At 56.9% G+C, this 17896-nt stretch carries 8 protein-coding genes; 4 read left to right on the forward strand and 4 right to left on the reverse strand.

The genetic code is table 11. The annotated features are described in order from the left end of the window. Positions 1–31: 31 nt before the first annotated feature. Complete coding sequence (locus tag BFP96_RS00170) at positions 32–1729, reverse strand: ABC transporter ATP-binding protein (protein ID WP_170875957.1); 1698 nt, start codon at positions 1727–1729, stop codon at positions 32–34. 161 nt (positions 1730–1890) lie between these two features. Between BFP96_RS00170 and BFP96_RS00175 the strand changes: the two genes are divergently transcribed. Beyond that, positions 1891–2841 carry a pentapeptide repeat-containing protein gene (locus BFP96_RS00175; RefSeq protein WP_065935345.1) on the forward strand — a complete coding sequence of 317 codons (951 nt, stop codon included), beginning with the start codon at positions 1891–1893 and terminating at the stop codon, positions 2839–2841. Here the strand turns inward: BFP96_RS00175 and BFP96_RS00180 are convergent. Genes BFP96_RS00180 through BFP96_RS00190 form a run of 3 tightly spaced genes read right to left on the reverse strand, consistent with a single transcriptional unit; the run spans position 2838 to position 9171 of the window. Further along, positions 2838–5141, reverse strand: a complete 2304-nt coding sequence (locus tag BFP96_RS00180) for a condensation domain-containing protein (RefSeq protein ID WP_170875958.1) — start codon at positions 5139–5141, stop codon at positions 2838–2840. The two genes, BFP96_RS00175 and BFP96_RS00180, sit on opposite strands and share 4 nt — an antisense overlap. Positions 5142–5167: 26 nt before the next feature. Continuing rightward, entirely contained in the window at positions 5168–6997 is a 1830-nt protein-coding gene (locus tag BFP96_RS00185) for a non-ribosomal peptide synthetase (RefSeq protein WP_065935347.1), read from the reverse strand. A gap of 8 nt (positions 6998–7005) precedes the next feature. Then, positions 7006–9171, reverse strand: coding sequence for a penicillin acylase family protein (locus tag BFP96_RS00190; RefSeq protein WP_170875959.1), 2166 nt, complete (start codon positions 9169–9171; stop codon positions 7006–7008). A gap of 374 nt (positions 9172–9545) precedes the next feature. On the opposite strand from BFP96_RS00190, the gene BFP96_RS00195 reads away from it, so the two are divergent. Genes BFP96_RS00195 through asnB form a run of 3 tightly spaced genes read left to right on the forward strand, consistent with a single transcriptional unit; the run spans position 9546 to position 17430 of the window. Continuing rightward, entirely contained in the window at positions 9546–14042 is a 4497-nt protein-coding gene (locus BFP96_RS00195) for a non-ribosomal peptide synthetase (RefSeq protein ID WP_065935349.1), read from the forward strand. Further along, complete coding sequence (locus BFP96_RS00200; protein WP_065935350.1) at positions 14039–15535, forward strand: condensation domain-containing protein; 1497 nt, start codon at positions 14039–14041, stop codon at positions 15533–15535. Before BFP96_RS00195 ends, BFP96_RS00200 begins: the two co-directional genes overlap by 4 nt. 32 nt (positions 15536–15567) lie before the next feature. After that, positions 15568–17430 (forward strand): asparagine synthase (glutamine-hydrolyzing), encoded by a 1863-nt coding sequence (asnB, locus tag BFP96_RS00205; RefSeq protein ID WP_065935351.1) that lies wholly within the window; start codon positions 15568–15570, stop codon positions 17428–17430. The last annotated feature ends 466 nt before the right edge of the window (positions 17431–17896 follow it).

Consider the following 17896-nt stretch of genomic DNA (forward strand, 5'->3'; position numbering starts at 1 on the left):
TTTCTCCGTCTGCTGATGCGCGAGCCCGAGATCAAGCCTCAATACGCATGGAATAGCGACCTTGTTTATCCCAGATTTCCCCGTACCGACCTTGTTTGGCAACCAGTTGCAGGTGTGTGCCTTGTTCCAGAATGCGTCCGCCCTCCAAGTAAATGATCAGATCCATATCTTTGATGGTTGAAATGCGGTGTGCGATTGCAATCACCATTCGATCACTCATGGCATTGGCAATTGCCCTTTGAATGTCTTGTTCGGCGGCGGTGTCCAGCGCACTGGTTGCCTCGTCGAGAATCAGTGTTGGGCTCCCAGGCTTGAGGAGGGCACGGGCCAAGCTCAAGCGCTGGCGTTCGCCGCCGGAAAATTCACTGCCATTCTCGCCAGCAACGGTGTTGAAGCCCGCGGCGCGGCGCTTGATAAATGTGTCGGCTGACGCCATCTGCGCTGCGGCCAGGACGCGAGCGTCGTCAGCATCAGGGGCGCCGTAGGCGATATTGTCGCGCACGGTACGGTTAAATATCCCAACATGCTGGCTGACCACCGCGAACTTTTCGCTCAAAGCGTCACGTTCAAAGGTTTGCAGCTCAACACCGTCAAGTAGGATTTGCCCACTGCTGGGGGCCAGTTGCCCAAGGATCAATCGAATCAGGGTTGTTTTTCCCGCGCCCGATGGACCCACCAGGCCAATCTTATGCCCTGACTCGAGGATCAGATTCAGATCTTTGAATAACAAGCCTTCACCTGGGTAGCCAAAACAAACGTTCTTGAACTCAATCCTGCCTGTCTGTTTGGCCGCGTTACCCACCGAACCTTGGACTACAGCTGAAGGTGCAAGGGCAAGGTCATCCTGTAGAATAAAGTCCAGCGCGCCATCCAACGATCCCAGGTTTTCATAAAAGCCAATCAGGTTTTTCGAAAGGTCGAATACGGTCATCACCAAAATGTTAGTTGCGGTGAACACCAGCGCAAACTCGCCCACATTGCGTTCCCCGGTCAGAACGTCCTGCAATGCCAGCGTGGTCATGACGGCGAACAGGCTGAAGACGGCCACGCTGGAAAATACGCGCATGAGCAATACATAGCGGCGCAGTTGGCAAGTACGTCGCCGTTCTTCATCCAACCCCTCGCCCAGGAATCTGTTTTCGCGTTGGGATGCGCCATATGAGTAAACGGTTTCGAAGTTACGTAACACATCACTTATCTGACCGGCGGACTGCCCTGAAGCCATGAACTGTTGGCGGCCCAGCCTCAGGCAACGGAAGGCGAAGAAGGTTGTCCCAGACAAATAGATCACCAACCAGCCGATAATCATGAGTGCATAATGGCTGTCGGCGACATACAGGATGATGCTGATGTTTAGAATTACAACCAACATGTTGACAACGTCGAACGTGAGCAATTGCACTAGGGCAACGCAGTTGTAACTTGAGCGTTTTATGGATTCGACTAGCGCTCCGCCATGCCGGTGTTGAAGTGAGGCCGGTGAGCGATTCAGCAGATGGGCAATCTGACGTTTCTGGATATGAGCGCGTAAGTCAGCGCTGGCCCTGACGTCCACCCACTGATAAAGCCTGAAGAACACCATTGCGCCTGCGCTTAATCCGACAAGCCCAATAAACCAGTGTACGGCCGCAAGACGCTCAGCTTCTCCAATGCCCGCCAGGCCATTGATAACGCGTTCGAATGCAACAGGCGTAGAGCTTTCCAAAAGAGTACCCAGTGCGGTAAACATGGCCATTAACCCTATACGCACTGGCACGCTTTCATTTAGCATTTGGCGTAAATAGACGAGTGGCGTTCGAGCCAGTGGCGGGTATGAACCCATAATGCTATTACTCCTTGGGCAAATTCAGGTTGTCTAATTAAATGTGTTATCAACTGATAGGAATAACCATGAGCAACAATCTCCCAGACCCGGAACATTTAAAACAATCGGTAGCCTTTGATCTTTCATGGGCGGTCGATTTTGCAACGGACCTACACGCGGCCAATAAAACCGGCCAATTTCGTTTTGAACTGGGAGATATGTCGATGGCAGACCTCGACCTCTCCAACACCCGAGTCACGTACTCGAATGTCCGCGATAGCAATTTGTCCGGCGTTTCGTTGAAAGGCGCGCGGTGGGACGGTTGTTTTTTTGATGCGGCGAATCTTTCAAACGCCGATCTAACCAACGGTATCTTCACCTCCTCCAGCTTCATCAATACGGGCCTGGTCAACACGGTGCTGACCGGCGCTGATATGAGTGGTATCAATGCCTCCAATGCATTGCTGAACAATTGCATGGCTGACAACTCCAATCTGACCAAAGCCACGCTTGTCCACACAAAGGTGCAGGGTGGCTCCTTCCGGGGCGCGACTTTCGCCGGCACCGTCGCGCGCGAATCCATATTCGAATCGGTCGATATGGCAGACGCCGATTTTTCCGATGGCATTTTTTCGGACGCCGTGCTCAGGTCAGTCAATATGTCTAATACCACGTGTGTGGGAGCGAACTTCGAGAAAGCCAAACTCAGTGACGTCGACTTGAGCGGTGCAGATCTGAACAATGCTTTTTTTGCAGGGGCTGACCTGACCGGTGTGAACTTCAGCGGGGCCAATCTTGCCAACGCCAACCTGCAAGGGGCCAACCTTACGGGCGCCAACCTCAATGGTGCGCAACTGATCGGCAGCAACCTGCAAGAGACGGACCTGCGCGGGGCTAGCCTTGAGAAGGCCACTGTGGCTGGAGCCAATTTCGCTAATGCCAAGCTCGACGATTCGTTCATTCGCCAGTCAGGCCTGCTAACCGATGCACAGTTACAGGCTGCGAACCCGAAGGCACTCGCACTGAGGCTCATTTAAGACGTAGTCGCATGATCGACTTCTCCCTGGGATGATCGTCCCAGGGAGCATGCCTGCTTTATAACCTCTGTTAGCCTCACGTCGGTTGGCTCGCTCATGTCCGCGCTCCAGCACAGCCGAGCGCCGCCAGCAGTGCGACGGATCGCCAACCAGCTTCTTCCGCCTGCGATCGCCAAGTCGGAGATCTCCCGTTCTTCTGAAAATAGCGTAGACACCGCTGCCGTGGTTTGTTCTAGCACGATGATCACCTCCGGGTCATGGCCACGCAGGCGCTGTTCAATGCCGGTGAAATGACCAATGCGCTGATCGTCATTTTGACGCAAAGACGCAAGGATACTGACGGGCAAGGGCGAGAGGGCTGCGGCGATCGTATGGGCAAGGTCTTCGCTCTCTACTTCATAGTCCAGCACTCGATGTTTGATGTCGCGCGAGCCGCGACGAATCGGTGCCCCAACCCACGAAGGCAGGTCTGGCGCGGCCGCGGTCCCGGCTTTTGCCTGAGGCATTTTTGGTGCGGTGTCGCTGGCGATAATGCGATAGAACCATTCTAGGTGGCCCAGCATGATTGCCCACGAGGCTTCGTCCATGACGAGACGGTGCAGGGCAATGGCCAGGGTGCTGTTTTCGTCGCCGTTAGGGGAGGTCACCGCAAACAATGCCAACGGTTCGTTTATCCCATTGCCGACTTTTGAGAGCAATGCATTGGACAGCCGGGCTTCCAGGGTTCTTCGCTGCTCGACGGGCTTGTCTGACAGGTCCGCCCAGATAAGTGGCAGCACATTGGATATCGGTGTGATGTGGCTTTCGACACCGCTGTCGGTCTGACTCAATTGCATGCGTAGCGCGGGATGCAGCGTGATAACCTGGAACAACGCACGTTGAAACAAACGCTGATCCAATGGCTCTCGGGTTACGATGACGCGGGTGATCCAGCCTTCTTTGGCGGTGGCGGGCAACGCGAGAAGTTGCCGCTGCAAGTCGGATAACCGTGTGGGTTGTTGGGGCGGGGTGATTTCTATTGGCGTGACCTGTGGCGCTAGGGTTTCTGTAATAGCTCGGCCTTGATCGTCACGCTGTATAGAGGCAACCCTCACCAGCTTGGGCGTTACATCATTACGTGGCCAGCCGGTTCTGACCGCTTGTTCCAAGTTTGCCATGGTCCTGCCGTTCTTCAACACCGAGAAAATCTCGAGATGGGCAGGGATTGCCTCCAGCACTGTGGGTTCATACTCGATCGAACGAAGGATCTTCGTCACTCGCTCACCGTCGGAAACGCCCGCCAGCTCAGCTAGGGCGCTGTCGCGATCTAAATGGCCGAGACGAACCTCCCAGGCGGTGGGTATTTCATAGTTCGAGAAGCCTTTTTCAATGCCGTGAACGGCAACGCCCACATCATTTATCAAGCAATTGGAGGAGCAGAATCCGGTGTCTTTGGGTTCCTCCCACCCGGCTTGGCTGGTGCTCAGGTAATCGTAGATGTCCTGTTTTTTTGCGTCGCTGTAGCGGTAGAAGTCGATCAGGCGGACCCGGTCAAAAATCGAATCATCGTAAAACGGTTTTCCATCCAAGCCGGCGTAACGCTCAACCTGATGGTAGATCCTGCGTCCCTCTGCCAGTTTCGTGTCAATGGTCTGCGGATCGAAAATGTTGCGGTCATGGAAAAACTTGAGGCGCTCCTCAACGATCTGTCCACGGGACATGCCGGTGAAGATGAGGTTGATGCCACGCTGGTCTGCCAAGGTCAGGCTGTGGTCCAGTAAGGCCTTGAAGCAACCTTTGCAGACAGTGCTGTGGCGTTTGAGGCTTTGACGGAATACCTCGCGCATCTGAGCATGCGTTCCGGTTACGTGCTCAATGTTCAGATCGCTGGTGATACGCGCAATATTGTCGAATGCCTGACGCGAAATGAAGCCGTTGTCGAACGTGTACGTCATGACCTTCAACTGCATGTCGACCAATTGGTGCAGGACATAAGTTGAATCCTTGCCGCCACTGAACAGCAGCATGCAATCGATATCCGATCGTTTGTGCGGTTGGTTGGCCGTGACGATAGCTTGCAGCGCATCCCGGTCACTGAAATAAAGGTCAAGGCGCTCTTTGTAACGATCGTAACGGCGGCACTCGTTGCAAACCCCCTCTTGGTCCAGGCGGATGCCGCTGACCTGTGTCGAGATCGCGCACCGGCTGCAACGCACGGGCGTTTCAGACTGCGGCGTATGCACAACCGCGACATCCGTGACAAGCCCGGAAGATCGGACGAAGTGCTCAATGGCACTTAACTCCTCGGCGGTGAACGTCATTGGCTCTGTGCTTCTCGTTGGGCTGGTCATAGTTGCTCCAGGAGTTGAAGGAGCTCATCGTCATCCGCCGTGGCGGTTAGCAAGTCGGTCTCGATTTTTGATGCCAGGCCCTGGATAGTTGGGTCGTCAAGAAAGTCGCGCAATGCGATACTGATGGCGAAGGCTGCTTCAACACGTGACAGAACCTGCATGGCGAGTAACGAATGGCCACCGACTGAAAAGAAGTTCGCAGTAGTGCTCGGGGTATCGATTTGCATGAGTTCTCTCCAGATGGATACTAGCGTGACCTCCACCGGGGTTTGCGGTGCTACGTACTGGGCGCTGTCTGCGATTCGCGGGGTGATATCGGGCAGGGCGCTGTAGTCGATCTTGCCGGTTACGGTGCGTGGAAGAATGGGCAAAAAGACGAAGTGACTCGGAATCATAGACGTTGGCAATCGCTCGTTCATCGCCCGACGGAGTTCATCTTCCGGCACTTCGGGGCTGGCAACGATATAAGCGATTAGTGCGTTTTCGCCTTCGTCAAGTTTACGCTCCACCAGGGTGATATCCCGCACGTTAGGATGTTGGTGGAAGTTGTTTTCGATCTCACCCAGTTCGATACGAATGCCGTTTATTTTGATCTGACGATCACGGCGCCCGATGAACTCTAATGCCCCATCGTCAAGCGAGCGACCGAGGTCGCCCGTGCGATAAACCAGGTCGTTAGGGTCACCGCTCACAGGGTTGCTCACGAAGACTTCTGAAGTAAGGTCAGGCCGTTGGTAATAACCCAAACTCCTGAAGGGGGTGCGGATGTAGATCTCGCCAATCATACCGACGCCGCAGGGCTTTTGCCGGTTATCCAGAATCAGTACGCGGCAACCGTCGATGGGCTTGCCCACCGGTACACTGGCGCGCGCTGCGTCCAGCTCTCGAACAGGGTGAAACAACTTAATCATCGTGGTTTCAGAGGGGCCGTAGAAATTGACCAACTCGACAGCGGTGCCAAATACTTCAAAAAAACGCTTTACGTCGACGGGAAGCAACACGGCGCCGGCCACGCAAATTCGACGCAGAGCGTCGGGCCGCTGTGAGCGCGCCTGTAAGGTTTTGAGCAGAATGCGCAGGACCGTGGGCGTGGTGTGCATCAAAGTGATCGCTGCTTCATCCAGCCAGTTCGCCAGCCTTTCACCGTCGGCGACCAAGTTTCGGTCCGGTGGCAGGCACACGGTGCCGCCGATGTTCAGGGGGGTGAATACATCTCGCAAAAACGCGTCGAACGCCGGGGATGTTAACTGCGTGCAGCGCACGGATTCATTCAGGTTAAACGCCCGCGCTTCCCACCGGGCGAAATGTGCAATGCTTTTGAGGCGCCCCAAGATTCCCTTAGGTTCGCCAGTGGAACCAGAGGTGAAGTAGATATAGCTTGCGGCCTCCGGGTCTTCTTCATCGGTGTAGGGCAGGGGTGTCTCTAGGATTCGAGGTGCGCCGATCTGAATGCTTTCGATAGATGCCGATAGTTCAAGTTTTTGGGCGGTCGCCGCACCATTCGCATCACACAACATCGCGACAGGATCCACGTTGTCGATGGCATTTCGCAGGCGTGCCGGCTGTGACTGAGGGTCCAGCGGCACAAAGATCAGACCTTCTTTCATAGTTGCGATGACAGCGGCGATGACCTGCTTGGGCTCCGAGGAGAGCACGATTACCGGGCCAGTCGTTGAACCCAAGCAGCTTCTCAAATCAGCGGCAATGGCATCGGACCATTGGTTGAGGACTCTGTAAGTGAGGTCGCTCCCTGGGCTCGATAATGCGATGCGCTCAGGGTGCTGTTTTGCAAGATCGGCAAAAATTTTTGCGGCATTAGTGGTCATGAGCAGTGTTACCTCCAGGGCATAGTCGGCACAGGGCGGTTTCCCGCGTCCGCGGCCCGCAATGAGTGATTTGGCACATAAGGAATCAGTTCTTTGAGCACGATATCGCTTTGGGCAACAGGCGCGCGCAAGAGCGTGCGCAGGCGCCTATCGGCATAGAGTTGCATCTGGTCGCGAACCCCTTGCGGCGAGGGCTCTGTGAAGTTTCCATAAGCCAGCAATCCCACGGCATGAGGCTGGGTACCGAACTCCACGACGGTGCTGAACCCATCTCCACCGTTGGCGACGTAGCCTGGCGCCGGGCCGGACCGGGTAAAGTAGCTGGCGCGGATTAGCCCAAGCGGATCAGGTCCACCATTGGCCGGTAGCCGTTGAGCACCGGGTAACTTGAATAGTTCACCCCAGGCAACGTCCGGGGCGATGCCTTTTTTGCGCAAGTCACGAACTGCATCGCCAAGCAACAAGGCGGCTTTAGCCGGTACGGCGAGGCCGCGGGGGCCGGCTAAGGGTTTTCTCGGATCGAATGGGACAGTGAAGATACTGTCATCAGCCGGCATCAGCGTGACCCATTGGCTGAACAGTGCCGCGCCACGGCTGTCAGCATTCATTGCGCGATCCCAGCCGGTAAGAATTTGTGCTCCTGCTCGGCTATCAGGGTCACTGGACTGGCGCCCCGCCGCAATCAAGTCGTCAAGCGTACGCAGTGCTAGCTCGGAGCCGGTGTCGAGCTTCAAGTTTTGCAGGGCATTGAAGTCAACCGTTGGCGCGGCCTTCAGCCGCTCAATAATACGCTGCGCGCGTAAGTTGACGAAGGGGCTGGTTACCAAACCTTTCGCATAATCGGTGGGGGACAGACGCGCGGGCAGACTGGCTGTCCAAGGTGGATCGTTCGCGTTCTGCACCCATCCACTTTCAGGGTCAATGATGGCGGGCAACTGCTCCAGGGGCAGCACGTCGGTCCACAGGTTTGCGCGCTTGCTTCCATCCAGGATCACCGAATCGCGTGGGATGTCGTAGTGCGAGGCCGGGTTGCGCCCGCCAAAGTAATAGGCAATTTTTCCGTCGTGGTCAGCGTAGATGATTGAGAAGATTGGGATCTGCTGGCGCTTAAGTAAACGGTTGAAAGTTTCATGATCCTGCGCACGTGCCATATCGCGGTATTGAGTTAGTGTGTGGGCCGCATCCTTGCCAGTGACCCAAAGCGCGAGTGCCCGGTCCTTGTCGCGGGCGACCACCGGGCCGAAGATACTGTCGCTGAGGGTGATCGGTTTATCGATAAACTCACCCGAAGGCTGACGCACTCGAATGTTTTCCGTGCGGGTCTGGAACGCAATCGGTTCGCCGTCGAGCAGATAGCCATCACCTTTGAGTTTGAGCTCGTATAGGTAATAGCTATGCATCGGGTTGACGGTTTGGGTCCAGCCCAGTTTCTGATTGAAACCGATCACTTGCGTGGGCAGGCCGAGCAGGCTCACGCCGTAGAAATTTCCTTGGGGCGTCACCGATTCATATTCGAACCAACGAACTAGATCGGACCATGGCAAGTGTGGATTACTCATTAGCAGAGCAGCACTACCGGATTTGTGGGGGGCGATGGCAACAGCGTTGGAGCCGCGATTCTGCACACTGGCTATCGTCGGCTCTATACCCGCACGCCAAGCTCCGGCGTCATCGGCCACCTTGGCCTCGGATACGGCAAAATCGTAAAGCATCACGTGCGCCAGACGCGCCAGAACATCGACAGCCTGAATTGGCAATACAGGCCTCAATTCATCATTGATGTCGCCTGGATGAGATTTCGCGTAGTCATTAATCCCGTCGGCAAAAGATTGCAAGCAATCGCGCTCAACGGGCCGTTGTTGCTCCCACCATTGAAGCGCGGTACTGGCGATGCCCATCCTGTGTACCCAGCGGTCCTGCTCTAACGCATAGTCCAATTTCAGATTGCCGGGTGTTTCGGCCAGCCGCCCGCGCGAACGGGCCATCAGCGACAGCACCGCATTGGCATGGCTGCGCATCTGTGCCCAGCCTGCGGCATACACAAGCGCGTTCTCAGAGCTGGCCTCTATGTGCGGAACGCCCCAAATGTCCCAGGTAGCGGGCACCTGCTCCTGGTCAGGGGCAGCGTGGAGAAAAGGCGAAGTAAAAATGACTACACAAATAACCGCGAGCATACGATTGCCTGTAACGCCCATCAATTATACCTCCCTGTATCTCGCATCCCCTTACTCACGGGGCCATCCCGTCAGCACAGGCACAACGCTGATGTGACACCGCATATTTGAACCCAGCTAGCGCGAGCTGTTTGACGCTAGTACAGGATTATGAGTCGCACCAGTAGAAAATCTAAAATTGGCACCGTGTCAAAGCTGAATGTCAATGCAATATTTCAAGAAAATATGCCTTTTTTACAATTTGTACTACTTTTCTTTTTCGATATGGGCTTACATTAGGTCTCCGTAACTGCCTGAGGCCGACACGGCGATGGTCAAATCTGTGGGCGAATTCGTTATGCGATGCCCCTGGTTCACAAGGAGCAGTGAAATCGATGGTAGATCAGCTTCAACTCCCCGTTGACTCACAGCCATTGCCGGTGACGGCTCAGGCTCAGGACATCTATCCGCTGACCTTTCTGCAAGAAGGCCTGCTGTTTCACTCTCTGCAAGACGGCGCGGAGTGCGACTACCTTGTGCAAGTTTCCTGTCGCCTCAACGGCGTCGACCCTGAGCGCTGGCGTGCAGCCTGGGGGCAGGTCGCCAGTGGCGTCGACACCCTCAAGACTGCCTTTGCCTGGCGCAATGTCTCCCCCCCGATGCAGATCGTGGCGCGTGACGTTCAATTGCAATGGACGCTGATCGACTGCAGCAGCCAAACCGCCGCGGAGCAGGAGCGCCAGTTCGAAAGCTACCTTGAAAAAGATCGTATCAGCCGTTTCAACCTGTCTCGTCCACCCCTGCATCGAATGGCCGTGTTTATTATGGGCGACGGCGCATTGCGGTTTGTGTGGACGTACCATCATCTGATCCTCGACGCCTGGTCGGCCACCATCCTGCTCGGGTGGGTAATGGACAACTACCTGACCGGCAGCCATCCACCCAGCGCGCCGTTCAAGACCTACGTCAGCTGGGTCCAAAAGCGCGATACGACCCAGGCGCGGGACTATTGGTCGAACCTGTTTGCCGAGCCCGCGCTGGTGTCGAGCCCACCGTTTTTACAGCCTTCATCTGAGGCCGCCGAGCGTCAGCCGCAGCGCCTCAAACACGTACTTTCACAGGCCAGCACCACACAAATCGGACAGGCCGTGGTTGCCCGTCGCCTGACCTTGGCTACCTTAGTTCAGGCTGCATGGGCGTTGACCTTGCGTGATTTCAGCCTCTGTGAGGACATCACGTTTGGCTGGGTGATTGCCGACCGCTCGGTGGATCTGAAGGGGATCGACAGGATGGTCGGGCTGATGGTCAACACCGTGCCCATGCGCTTGCGCTGCAACCCTGCGACGGCTGCCGGTGCGTTTCTCGACGAGGTCCAGGCGTCATCGACCCTCGCTTGGGACAACGGCCGGTTACCGCTGACAGAGATTCACGAGATAGCCGGACTCTCTGCAGGGGAGGCGTTGTTCGAGACGGTTGTCGTGTTTGAAAACCTGCCCCCCCTGCGGGATGGCACTGCCAACGGCGTCAGCGTGGAAGACCGGCGAGCATTCTGGCGAACCAGCTACCCAATCAGCCTTATGGTTGCGCCCGGCCCCTGTCTGAAACTTGAGATTGCCTATAACGCGGCGCAGGTAGAGGAGGGCACGGTGGCTGCGCTGTTGGCGCGCATGCAAGCATACGTTGTTGCCTTGGTTGGGTTGCCGGATCAACCGATCGGCGCCCTGGTGGAACAGGCACCAGCGGTCAAGTGGCAAGGTGCGCAGCAGCCGCTTGGAGAGCATGGGCTGGGCGTGCAGCTGGGGGTTCGGTTGGCGGCACGGGGGCAGTCGACGGCACTGCATTGGGGGGATGATTGTCGTATGTCGGCGGCCGAGTTGGCCGCGCGCAGCGAGGCACTGGCAGCGCGGTTACGGGCATTGGGCCTCAAACCGGGACAACTGATCGGCACCCATCTGGATCGTGATGCCGGACAGGTCGTCGCGTTGTTGGCGTTGATTAAACTGGGCTGTCCATTTTTGGCAATTGATCGTTGCTTGCCTTTGGAGCGCAAGCAGTATCTGGTCGCGGACAGCGGTGTCGGGTTGATCCTTGGCCAAGTGGGTGATGACCTGCAACTGAACAATGTGCAGTGGGCAGGTTTGGATGCATCGGGCGAGTGCGTCGCGGCACCTGACTGTGTGAAGGGCGGCACGACGCTGACAGGCAATGCCGCCTATCTGATGTACACCTCTGGGTCGACTGGGCAGCCCAAGGGCGTGATCGTACCGGCCCAGGCGCTAGAAAACGTGCTGATCAGTTTTACACAGTCCCCGGGCCTGTCCGAGCACGACCGCTTCCTCGCGTTGACCACCCTCTCATTTGATATTTCCCTGCTGGAAATTTTCGCCCCGCTGTGGAGCGGCGCATTGCTGTTGCTCGCACCGAGTGAGCTGGGCCGAGACCCGCAACGACTAGGCCAGATGATTGCTCGCACTGCCCCGAGCGTGATGCAGGCGACGCCCTCCATATGGCGCCTTTTGCTGCAGCAGGGCTGGGAGGGCAGGCTGCAGATGCGTGCCTGGTGCGGAGGCGAAGCGCTGGAGCGGGAGCTGGCTGACCGCTTGCTGCCCCGCGTGAACCAACTATGGAATCTTTATGGGCCGACCGAAGCGACGATCTGGGCGATGGTCGAACAGGTCGGCACGCAGGCCCAACCGATTCACCTTGGCACGCCGATTAATAACATGCGGGCATATGTGCTGGACGCCCACGGTCATCACGTTCCCATGGGAGGCCGGGGCCGATTGTTCCTCGCCGGGCAAGGGCTGGCTTGCGGCTATCACGGCCGCCCCGAGGCCACGCAGGCGGTATTCGTGGCCGATCCCTTTGTGGCGGATACGCCGTCTTTGATGTACTGCACAGGCGATATCGTGCATATCAACGAGCAAGGGCGGCTGCGTTACCTGGGGCGAAACGATGGCCAAATCAAGTTGCGTGGTATCCGCCTGGAGTTGGCTGAGGTCGAGGCCGCCTTGAACCGGCACCCGGAAGTGGTGGCCGCCGCTGCAAAACTCTGGCCCGACGCACAGGGTCACTACGAGCTGGCCGGCTACATTGTTTGCCGGACCCCGGTCAGTCATGAGGACATACGCACCGCCGCAGCCGCTGTTTTGCCGCAGGGGGCCGCACCGACCTGCATCATTGAGCTGGACCGGTTACCGCTATCGCCTGCGGGAAAGGTCGACCGTAAACGCCTGCCTGCGCCCCGCCAAGGGGGTCAAGCACCCGACGAACGCCTGCACCGCTCGCAGGTCAGCGAAGTAGTTGCCGCCACGTGGAGCAAGGTGCTGGGCATGCACTCGGTCGGCCAGGACGATGATTTTTTTGCCCTGGGTGGCCATTCGCTGAAAGTGGTCGCGGTTACCTCGTTGCTCAACCGGCTGTTTGGAACGTCAATTGCGCTGGTGGAGCTGTTCCGTGCGCCTACCTTGAAAGCCTACGTCGCCCGAGTCGAACACCTCGTCAATCACCATTGCGGGGTGGCGCTTGCCGCGCCACGCTTGGTTGACCGCGATGTGTGGCGCCCGCTGTCTTCGTCGCAACGTCAGCTCTGGTTCGCCAGCCACGCCGATAAAGAGCAGCGGGCCTTTCAGTTGACCTGCGCGCTGCAAATTGACGGCGCGCTGGATGGGCAGGTGCTGAGCCAGGCCGTTGAGCAGTTGCAGCAACGTCATGGCGCACTTCGCATGGTTTTCCGTGAGCATGCCGGTGAACCGCAGCAGAAAGTCTTGGCCTCACCTCAGCGCACATTACGCCTATGGGATGTGGCAGAGCAGGAAGCGGCGCTGGCTCAGCTCACGCTTGAGGCATTGCCATTGACGCAAGGGCCGCCATTGCAGTTCGTTTTAGTCAGGCAGTCTGCGACCCGCGCCGTCTGTGTGCTGATCATCCACCACCTGCTGGTAGACGAATGGTCGCTTGGGGTATTGGTCGAGGATTTGAGCGAACTCTACAGCGCGATACACGCAGGCGCAGCCTTGCCGATACAGGCGGACAAGGTTGATTTTGTTGATTATGTCGCCGACGAACTCGAACAATCCGAGACGCCTGGCCGCCGTGTTGATCTGGAGTATTGGGCCCGGCAACTACATCAACTGCGCCCCACACGCCTGAGCCCGGATCGCCTTGGCGCGACTAACCGGGTGTCAAGTGGGGGGCACGTACGCATTGATCTCGACGCGACACTGCGGGGGCATCTGGATCGGGTAGCCGCCGCGCGCGCGATCACTCCCTTTGTTGCATTGCTGGCCGGCGTCTACATCGTGCTGCAGCGCTATGGCATGGGCGACGACATTTGCCTGGGCGTGATGGATGCCGGTCGCACTCGCTCCGAGATGGAGCGTGTGGTTGGACTGTTCGCTCGCGCGCTGCCCATTCGTCTACACATGGATGAAAGCGAGTTGCTGGAAGCCTTGATGCGCCGAGTCCAGTCAACCCTGCTGGACGCGTCGATTCACGCCAATACACCCCTCGATGAAATCGTCCAGGGCCTGGAGTTGTCAGGCGCACACGGTCGAAATCCGCTGTTCAATATCTTGATCGTCATGCAAAACATGTTAGGCGGCACGAGCACCTTTGGAGACATGCCGGCCCGCCCGGTTGCGGTTGACAGTGGCGTGTCCGAGTTCGATCTGCTGATAGAGATATTTACCTGTGACAATGGCTACGGCATGCGCATGGTGTACGACCGCGACCGCTTCGAGGCCGGCAGAATCAACGAGTTTGCCCAACGCCTGGAGCGTACTTTGTTGCAAATAGCCGACAACCCGCTGGCGCAAGTGGGCGATATCAGCTTGCTGGGGCCGGGCGAAGTCGACTCCTTGCGCCAAGCCTTTGCTTCGGAGGCTCCATGATGCCCAGCCGCGAAGAGTTGCTGCAGGAAAAACTGCGTGCGTTGAACCCCGTGCAAAGGCGCCTGTTCCTCGATGCAGTGGGAGAGCGCCTGAAGGCCCAGCGATTGACGATCCCCCGGCGCGAACGCAGTGATCGCTTCAGCCTTTCGTTCTCCCAACGACGCCTTTGGTACATCTACCAGTCCAACCCCACCAGCACGATGTACAACATGCCTGAGTGCGTGCGCTTGCGTGGGGCCTTGGATCTGGCGGTGTTTCAGGCCGCCTTTAACGATGTCGTCGCACGGCATGAAAGTTTGCGAGTGACCTTTCGCAATACGCCTCAAGGGCCGGTCCAGGTGGTGAACGAGCAGCCTGACTGCACCATTGAGATAGTGGACCTTTCGGGCGTGAACGGGGAGCAGTTGGAGGCGCAGGCACGTGAGCTACTGTTCGAGATTTCTGACCGGCCATTTGACCTGAGTTGCGGCCCGGTCGTACGCCTATCACTGATAAAAATGGCTGACGACCATCACTTCCTGTTGATCAACATGCACCACATCGTCAGTGACGGTTGGTCCATGGGCGTTTTTGCGCGGGATTTTTCTGCCTTTGTGGCGGCGCGCATGCATGGTACCGAGCCCGAACTCCCGACGTTGGCAATCGGCTTCGGCGACTTTGTGGAGTGGCAGATAGAGCGCTTGAATGGGTCGGTGATGGACCAGCAAATGGCCTACTGGCAGCCAAGGCTCAAACAGGTTGAAGAGTTGGCATTACCTTTTGATCGCTTGCCGACGGCGTCGACGACAGAGCGTGGTGGGTTTGAGTACATTCTTTTTGATCGAGCCTTGGCCGACGCTATCAATGGTTGTGCCCGGCAGTGCGGGGTGACCTTGTACATGATGTTGCTCGCCGCCTTCTGCGTGCTGCTGCACCGGCAATCGTTGCAAAGCAGCATCACTGTCGGCTCACCTACGGCAGGCAGGGTGCGCGCAGAAACCGAGAACCTCATCGGCTTTTTTGCCAACACCCTGTTAATCACCTCCGAGGTGCGACCGGACATGAGTTTCCGCGATGTTGCACAGGGGGTGCGACAGGCAGCGCTGGGGGCCTTCAATCATGATGAAACGCCCTTTGAAAAGCTGGTTGAAACCCTGCGCCCCGATCGCGACTCGTCACGCAGTGCGTTGTTCCAGGTCATGTTCATTCTGCAAAACACGCAAAAGCCGGCGCTCAATTTACCTGGCTTGATGACCGAGCCGTTTGCCGCCGGCAGCCTGTCGGTCAAATTCGACATGCTTATCGAGTTTTATGAGTCGCGGCAAGGCATTACCGGGTGGTTGGGATACCGTCGCGACCTGTTTGATGAACGAACCTGCAAGCGCTTTGCGGACAATTATCACCGTTTGATTACGTCGATCGTTACCGACCCGGACCAGCTCGTGTCTGAACTGTCCGTGGACGCCGAGCCGGCCTTGTCGGCTTTTAACGATGACCTGGACACCGAGTTCTAGGGCTCAATCATTGGTTTGAGGGCATTTGGCAGATGTGTGGAATTGCTGGATTCATGGATTTATCCGGTCAGGCAAGCGCAGCGCCTAGCGTGCTGAACTCGATGTTGCGAGCCTTGATTCATCGCGGTCCAGATTCGCAAGGTACCTTGGTGGAGGGGAGCCGGGCTATTGGCATGCGGCGGCTGGCAATCATCGACCCGCAAGGCAGCGAGCAGCCGCTCTTCAATGAAGACCGGTCCCTGGCGCTAGTGGGCAATGGCGAGATTTATAACTACATAGAGTTGCGCGAACGACTGAAGGCTCGCGGCCACATCTTCCGCACCCATGGCGATATGGAAGTGGTTCTACACCTGTTCGAGGAATACGGTGCGGACATGACCGACCATCTCAATGGCCAGTTTTCCTTAGCGCTGCTAGAACGTCAAAGCGGTCGGTTGTGGCTGTTTCGTGATCACATGGGGATCACGCCGTTGCATTATGCGCTGTTCGGCAACACCTTTGTGTTCGCATCCGAAATCAAGGCCATCCTGCAACACCCGGCAGCTTCGCGGGCGATCGACCCCATCGGCCTGGATCAAGCCCTGTGTTTCCCAGGGCTGGTAAGCCCGCGCACGCTGTTCAGCGGCGTTCGCAGTTTACCGGCGGGGCATCGCCTGCTGGTCGACGGTACGGCTATTACGCAGGCGGTGTTTTGGGATATGGAGTATCCCATGCAGGGTGACGCGTCAGCGTTTACCGATGAAACGGCGGCCGTCGAGCAGTTTCTCGGGTTGTTCGATGCGGCAGTCAAGCGTCGCTTGCGCGCCGATGTGCCAGTGGGCCTTTACCTCAGCGGCGGCCTTGATTCGTCTTTTCTGGGGGCGTCGATAAAGACCGTCGCGCCTGATCATGAGTTGACTACTTTTTCGGTGGTCTTCCCCGAGAACCGAGCGATCAATGAGCGCATTTTCCAGACGTTGATGGTGCGCCAACTGGATAGTCACCACATAGAAATCCCGTTCGAGCCCGCACGCATCGCCGACCATTTGCACGAGATGGTCTGGCATAGCGAATGCCCGGTGAAGGAGACCTATAACACCTGCACCATGGTCATGTCCGCGGCAGCGCGGGCTCACGGTATTCCCGTGGTACTGGGCGGGGAGGGTGCGGACGAGTTATTGGCCGGCTACCCTGGGTATCGTTTCGACGCCTTTAATCAGCAGCGGGGGACCGAAGTCCTGAGCCAGGAGGAGGCCTTCGCCCGAGAACGATTGTGGGGCAGCAGTGCGGTGCGCTACGAACGCCAATATGGGGACTATCGCGGGTTTCGCCGACGGTTTTTATCGCGGGATCTGGAGCAACACCTACTCGCCGAGGACTGTCTATCCAGCCCGGTCATCGACGTGTCCAAAGTGCTGGGGCGCCATCCGGTCAATCAACGCTCCTACCTGGATATCAAGCTGCGGCTGGCTGACCACCTGCTCGGCGATCACGGCGATCGGATGAACATGATGTCTTCGATTGAAGGCCGCTTTCCATTCCTAGATCGCGAGGTCGTGGACTTCTTACGCCAGCTTCCGCCGCACTTCAAACTCAAGGGCATGGATGAAAAGTATCTGTTGAAGCTTGCCGCAGCCGGGCGTGTGCCGAACGCGATCATCCGCCGGGAAAAATTCGGTTTCCGCGCGCCGGGTTCGAGTTACCTGCTCGCGCAAAACAAAGAGTGGATATACGACACGCTTTCGCCTGAACGTATTGCCAGAGAGGGTTTCTTCGACCCGGCTGCGATTGCGGCCGAACTGCAACGGCTGCAGCATGCCCCCATTGGTGCTAACCCGCATGCCGACGACGACATTGTGCTGTTTGCACTGACCTTTTCGATCTTATTGGAGAAGTTCGATATAAAGCAAATATAGAAGAAGTTGACCATCGCTCATCAGCGGGGCACGCTGTTAATCGATAAGGGCGAAATCGATTAATGCATTCAATACTGGCGAACTGCCCGCAACTAACGGGCATGGGGCAACTGTGGCTATTTAATAACTATCTACGCTTAATTATTTAATACAGAGTCCGCGCGGTGATGTGTCATATCGCTGCAAGATAGCTTTCATCTTTATAGAGTAAATCTCTAATATTTCGCACTGACAGCCACGTACTCCTACACGAAAACGCCACCAAAAAGGAGCAGAGCCCCGAATTAGAAGGGTTTTTTTGATAAAATTAAATTATTTCAAAATATGAAAAAACTTTGCCTTCAATCCTTGACAACATCGGGTTTGCTGTCTAAAAAATAGTAGGCGAGTTACCCTCGCGTTGTATAAGACCGCTTCTCCTGTCTCACCTTGCAAGTTGCACTGTAGGGCCAGGTAGCGGTTTGCT

Origin of the sequence: Pseudomonas sp. 34 E 7, assembly GCF_900005715.1 — a bacterium.
In the GTDB taxonomy this organism is placed as follows: domain Bacteria; phylum Pseudomonadota; class Gammaproteobacteria; order Pseudomonadales; family Pseudomonadaceae; genus Aquipseudomonas; species Aquipseudomonas orientalis_A.

What these genes read in the sequence shown, in the direction of transcription:
- BFP96_RS00170 (WP_170875957.1), bottom strand. Translation starts at nt 1,729, where the DNA reads ATGTTTACCGCACTGGGTACTCTTTTGGAAAGCTCTACGCCTGTTGCA.
- BFP96_RS00175 (WP_065935345.1), top strand. Translation starts at nt 1,891, where the DNA reads ATGAGCAACAATCTCCCAGACCCGGAACATTTAAAACAATCGGTAGCC.
- BFP96_RS00180 (WP_170875958.1), bottom strand. Translation starts at nt 5,141, where the DNA reads ATGACGTTCACCGCCGAGGAGTTAAGTGCCATTGAGCACTTCGTCCGA.
- BFP96_RS00185 (WP_065935347.1), bottom strand. Translation starts at nt 6,997, where the DNA reads ATGACCACTAATGCCGCAAAAATTTTTGCCGATCTTGCAAAACAGCAC.
- BFP96_RS00190 (WP_170875959.1), bottom strand. Translation starts at nt 9,171, where the DNA reads ATGCTCGCGGTTATTTGTGTAGTCATTTTTACTTCGCCTTTTCTCCAC.
- BFP96_RS00195 (WP_065935349.1), top strand. Translation starts at nt 9,546, where the DNA reads ATGGTAGATCAGCTTCAACTCCCCGTTGACTCACAGCCATTGCCGGTG.
- BFP96_RS00200 (WP_065935350.1), top strand. Translation starts at nt 14,039, where the DNA reads ATGATGCCCAGCCGCGAAGAGTTGCTGCAGGAAAAACTGCGTGCGTTG.
- asnB (WP_065935351.1), top strand. Translation starts at nt 15,568, where the DNA reads ATGTGTGGAATTGCTGGATTCATGGATTTATCCGGTCAGGCAAGCGCA.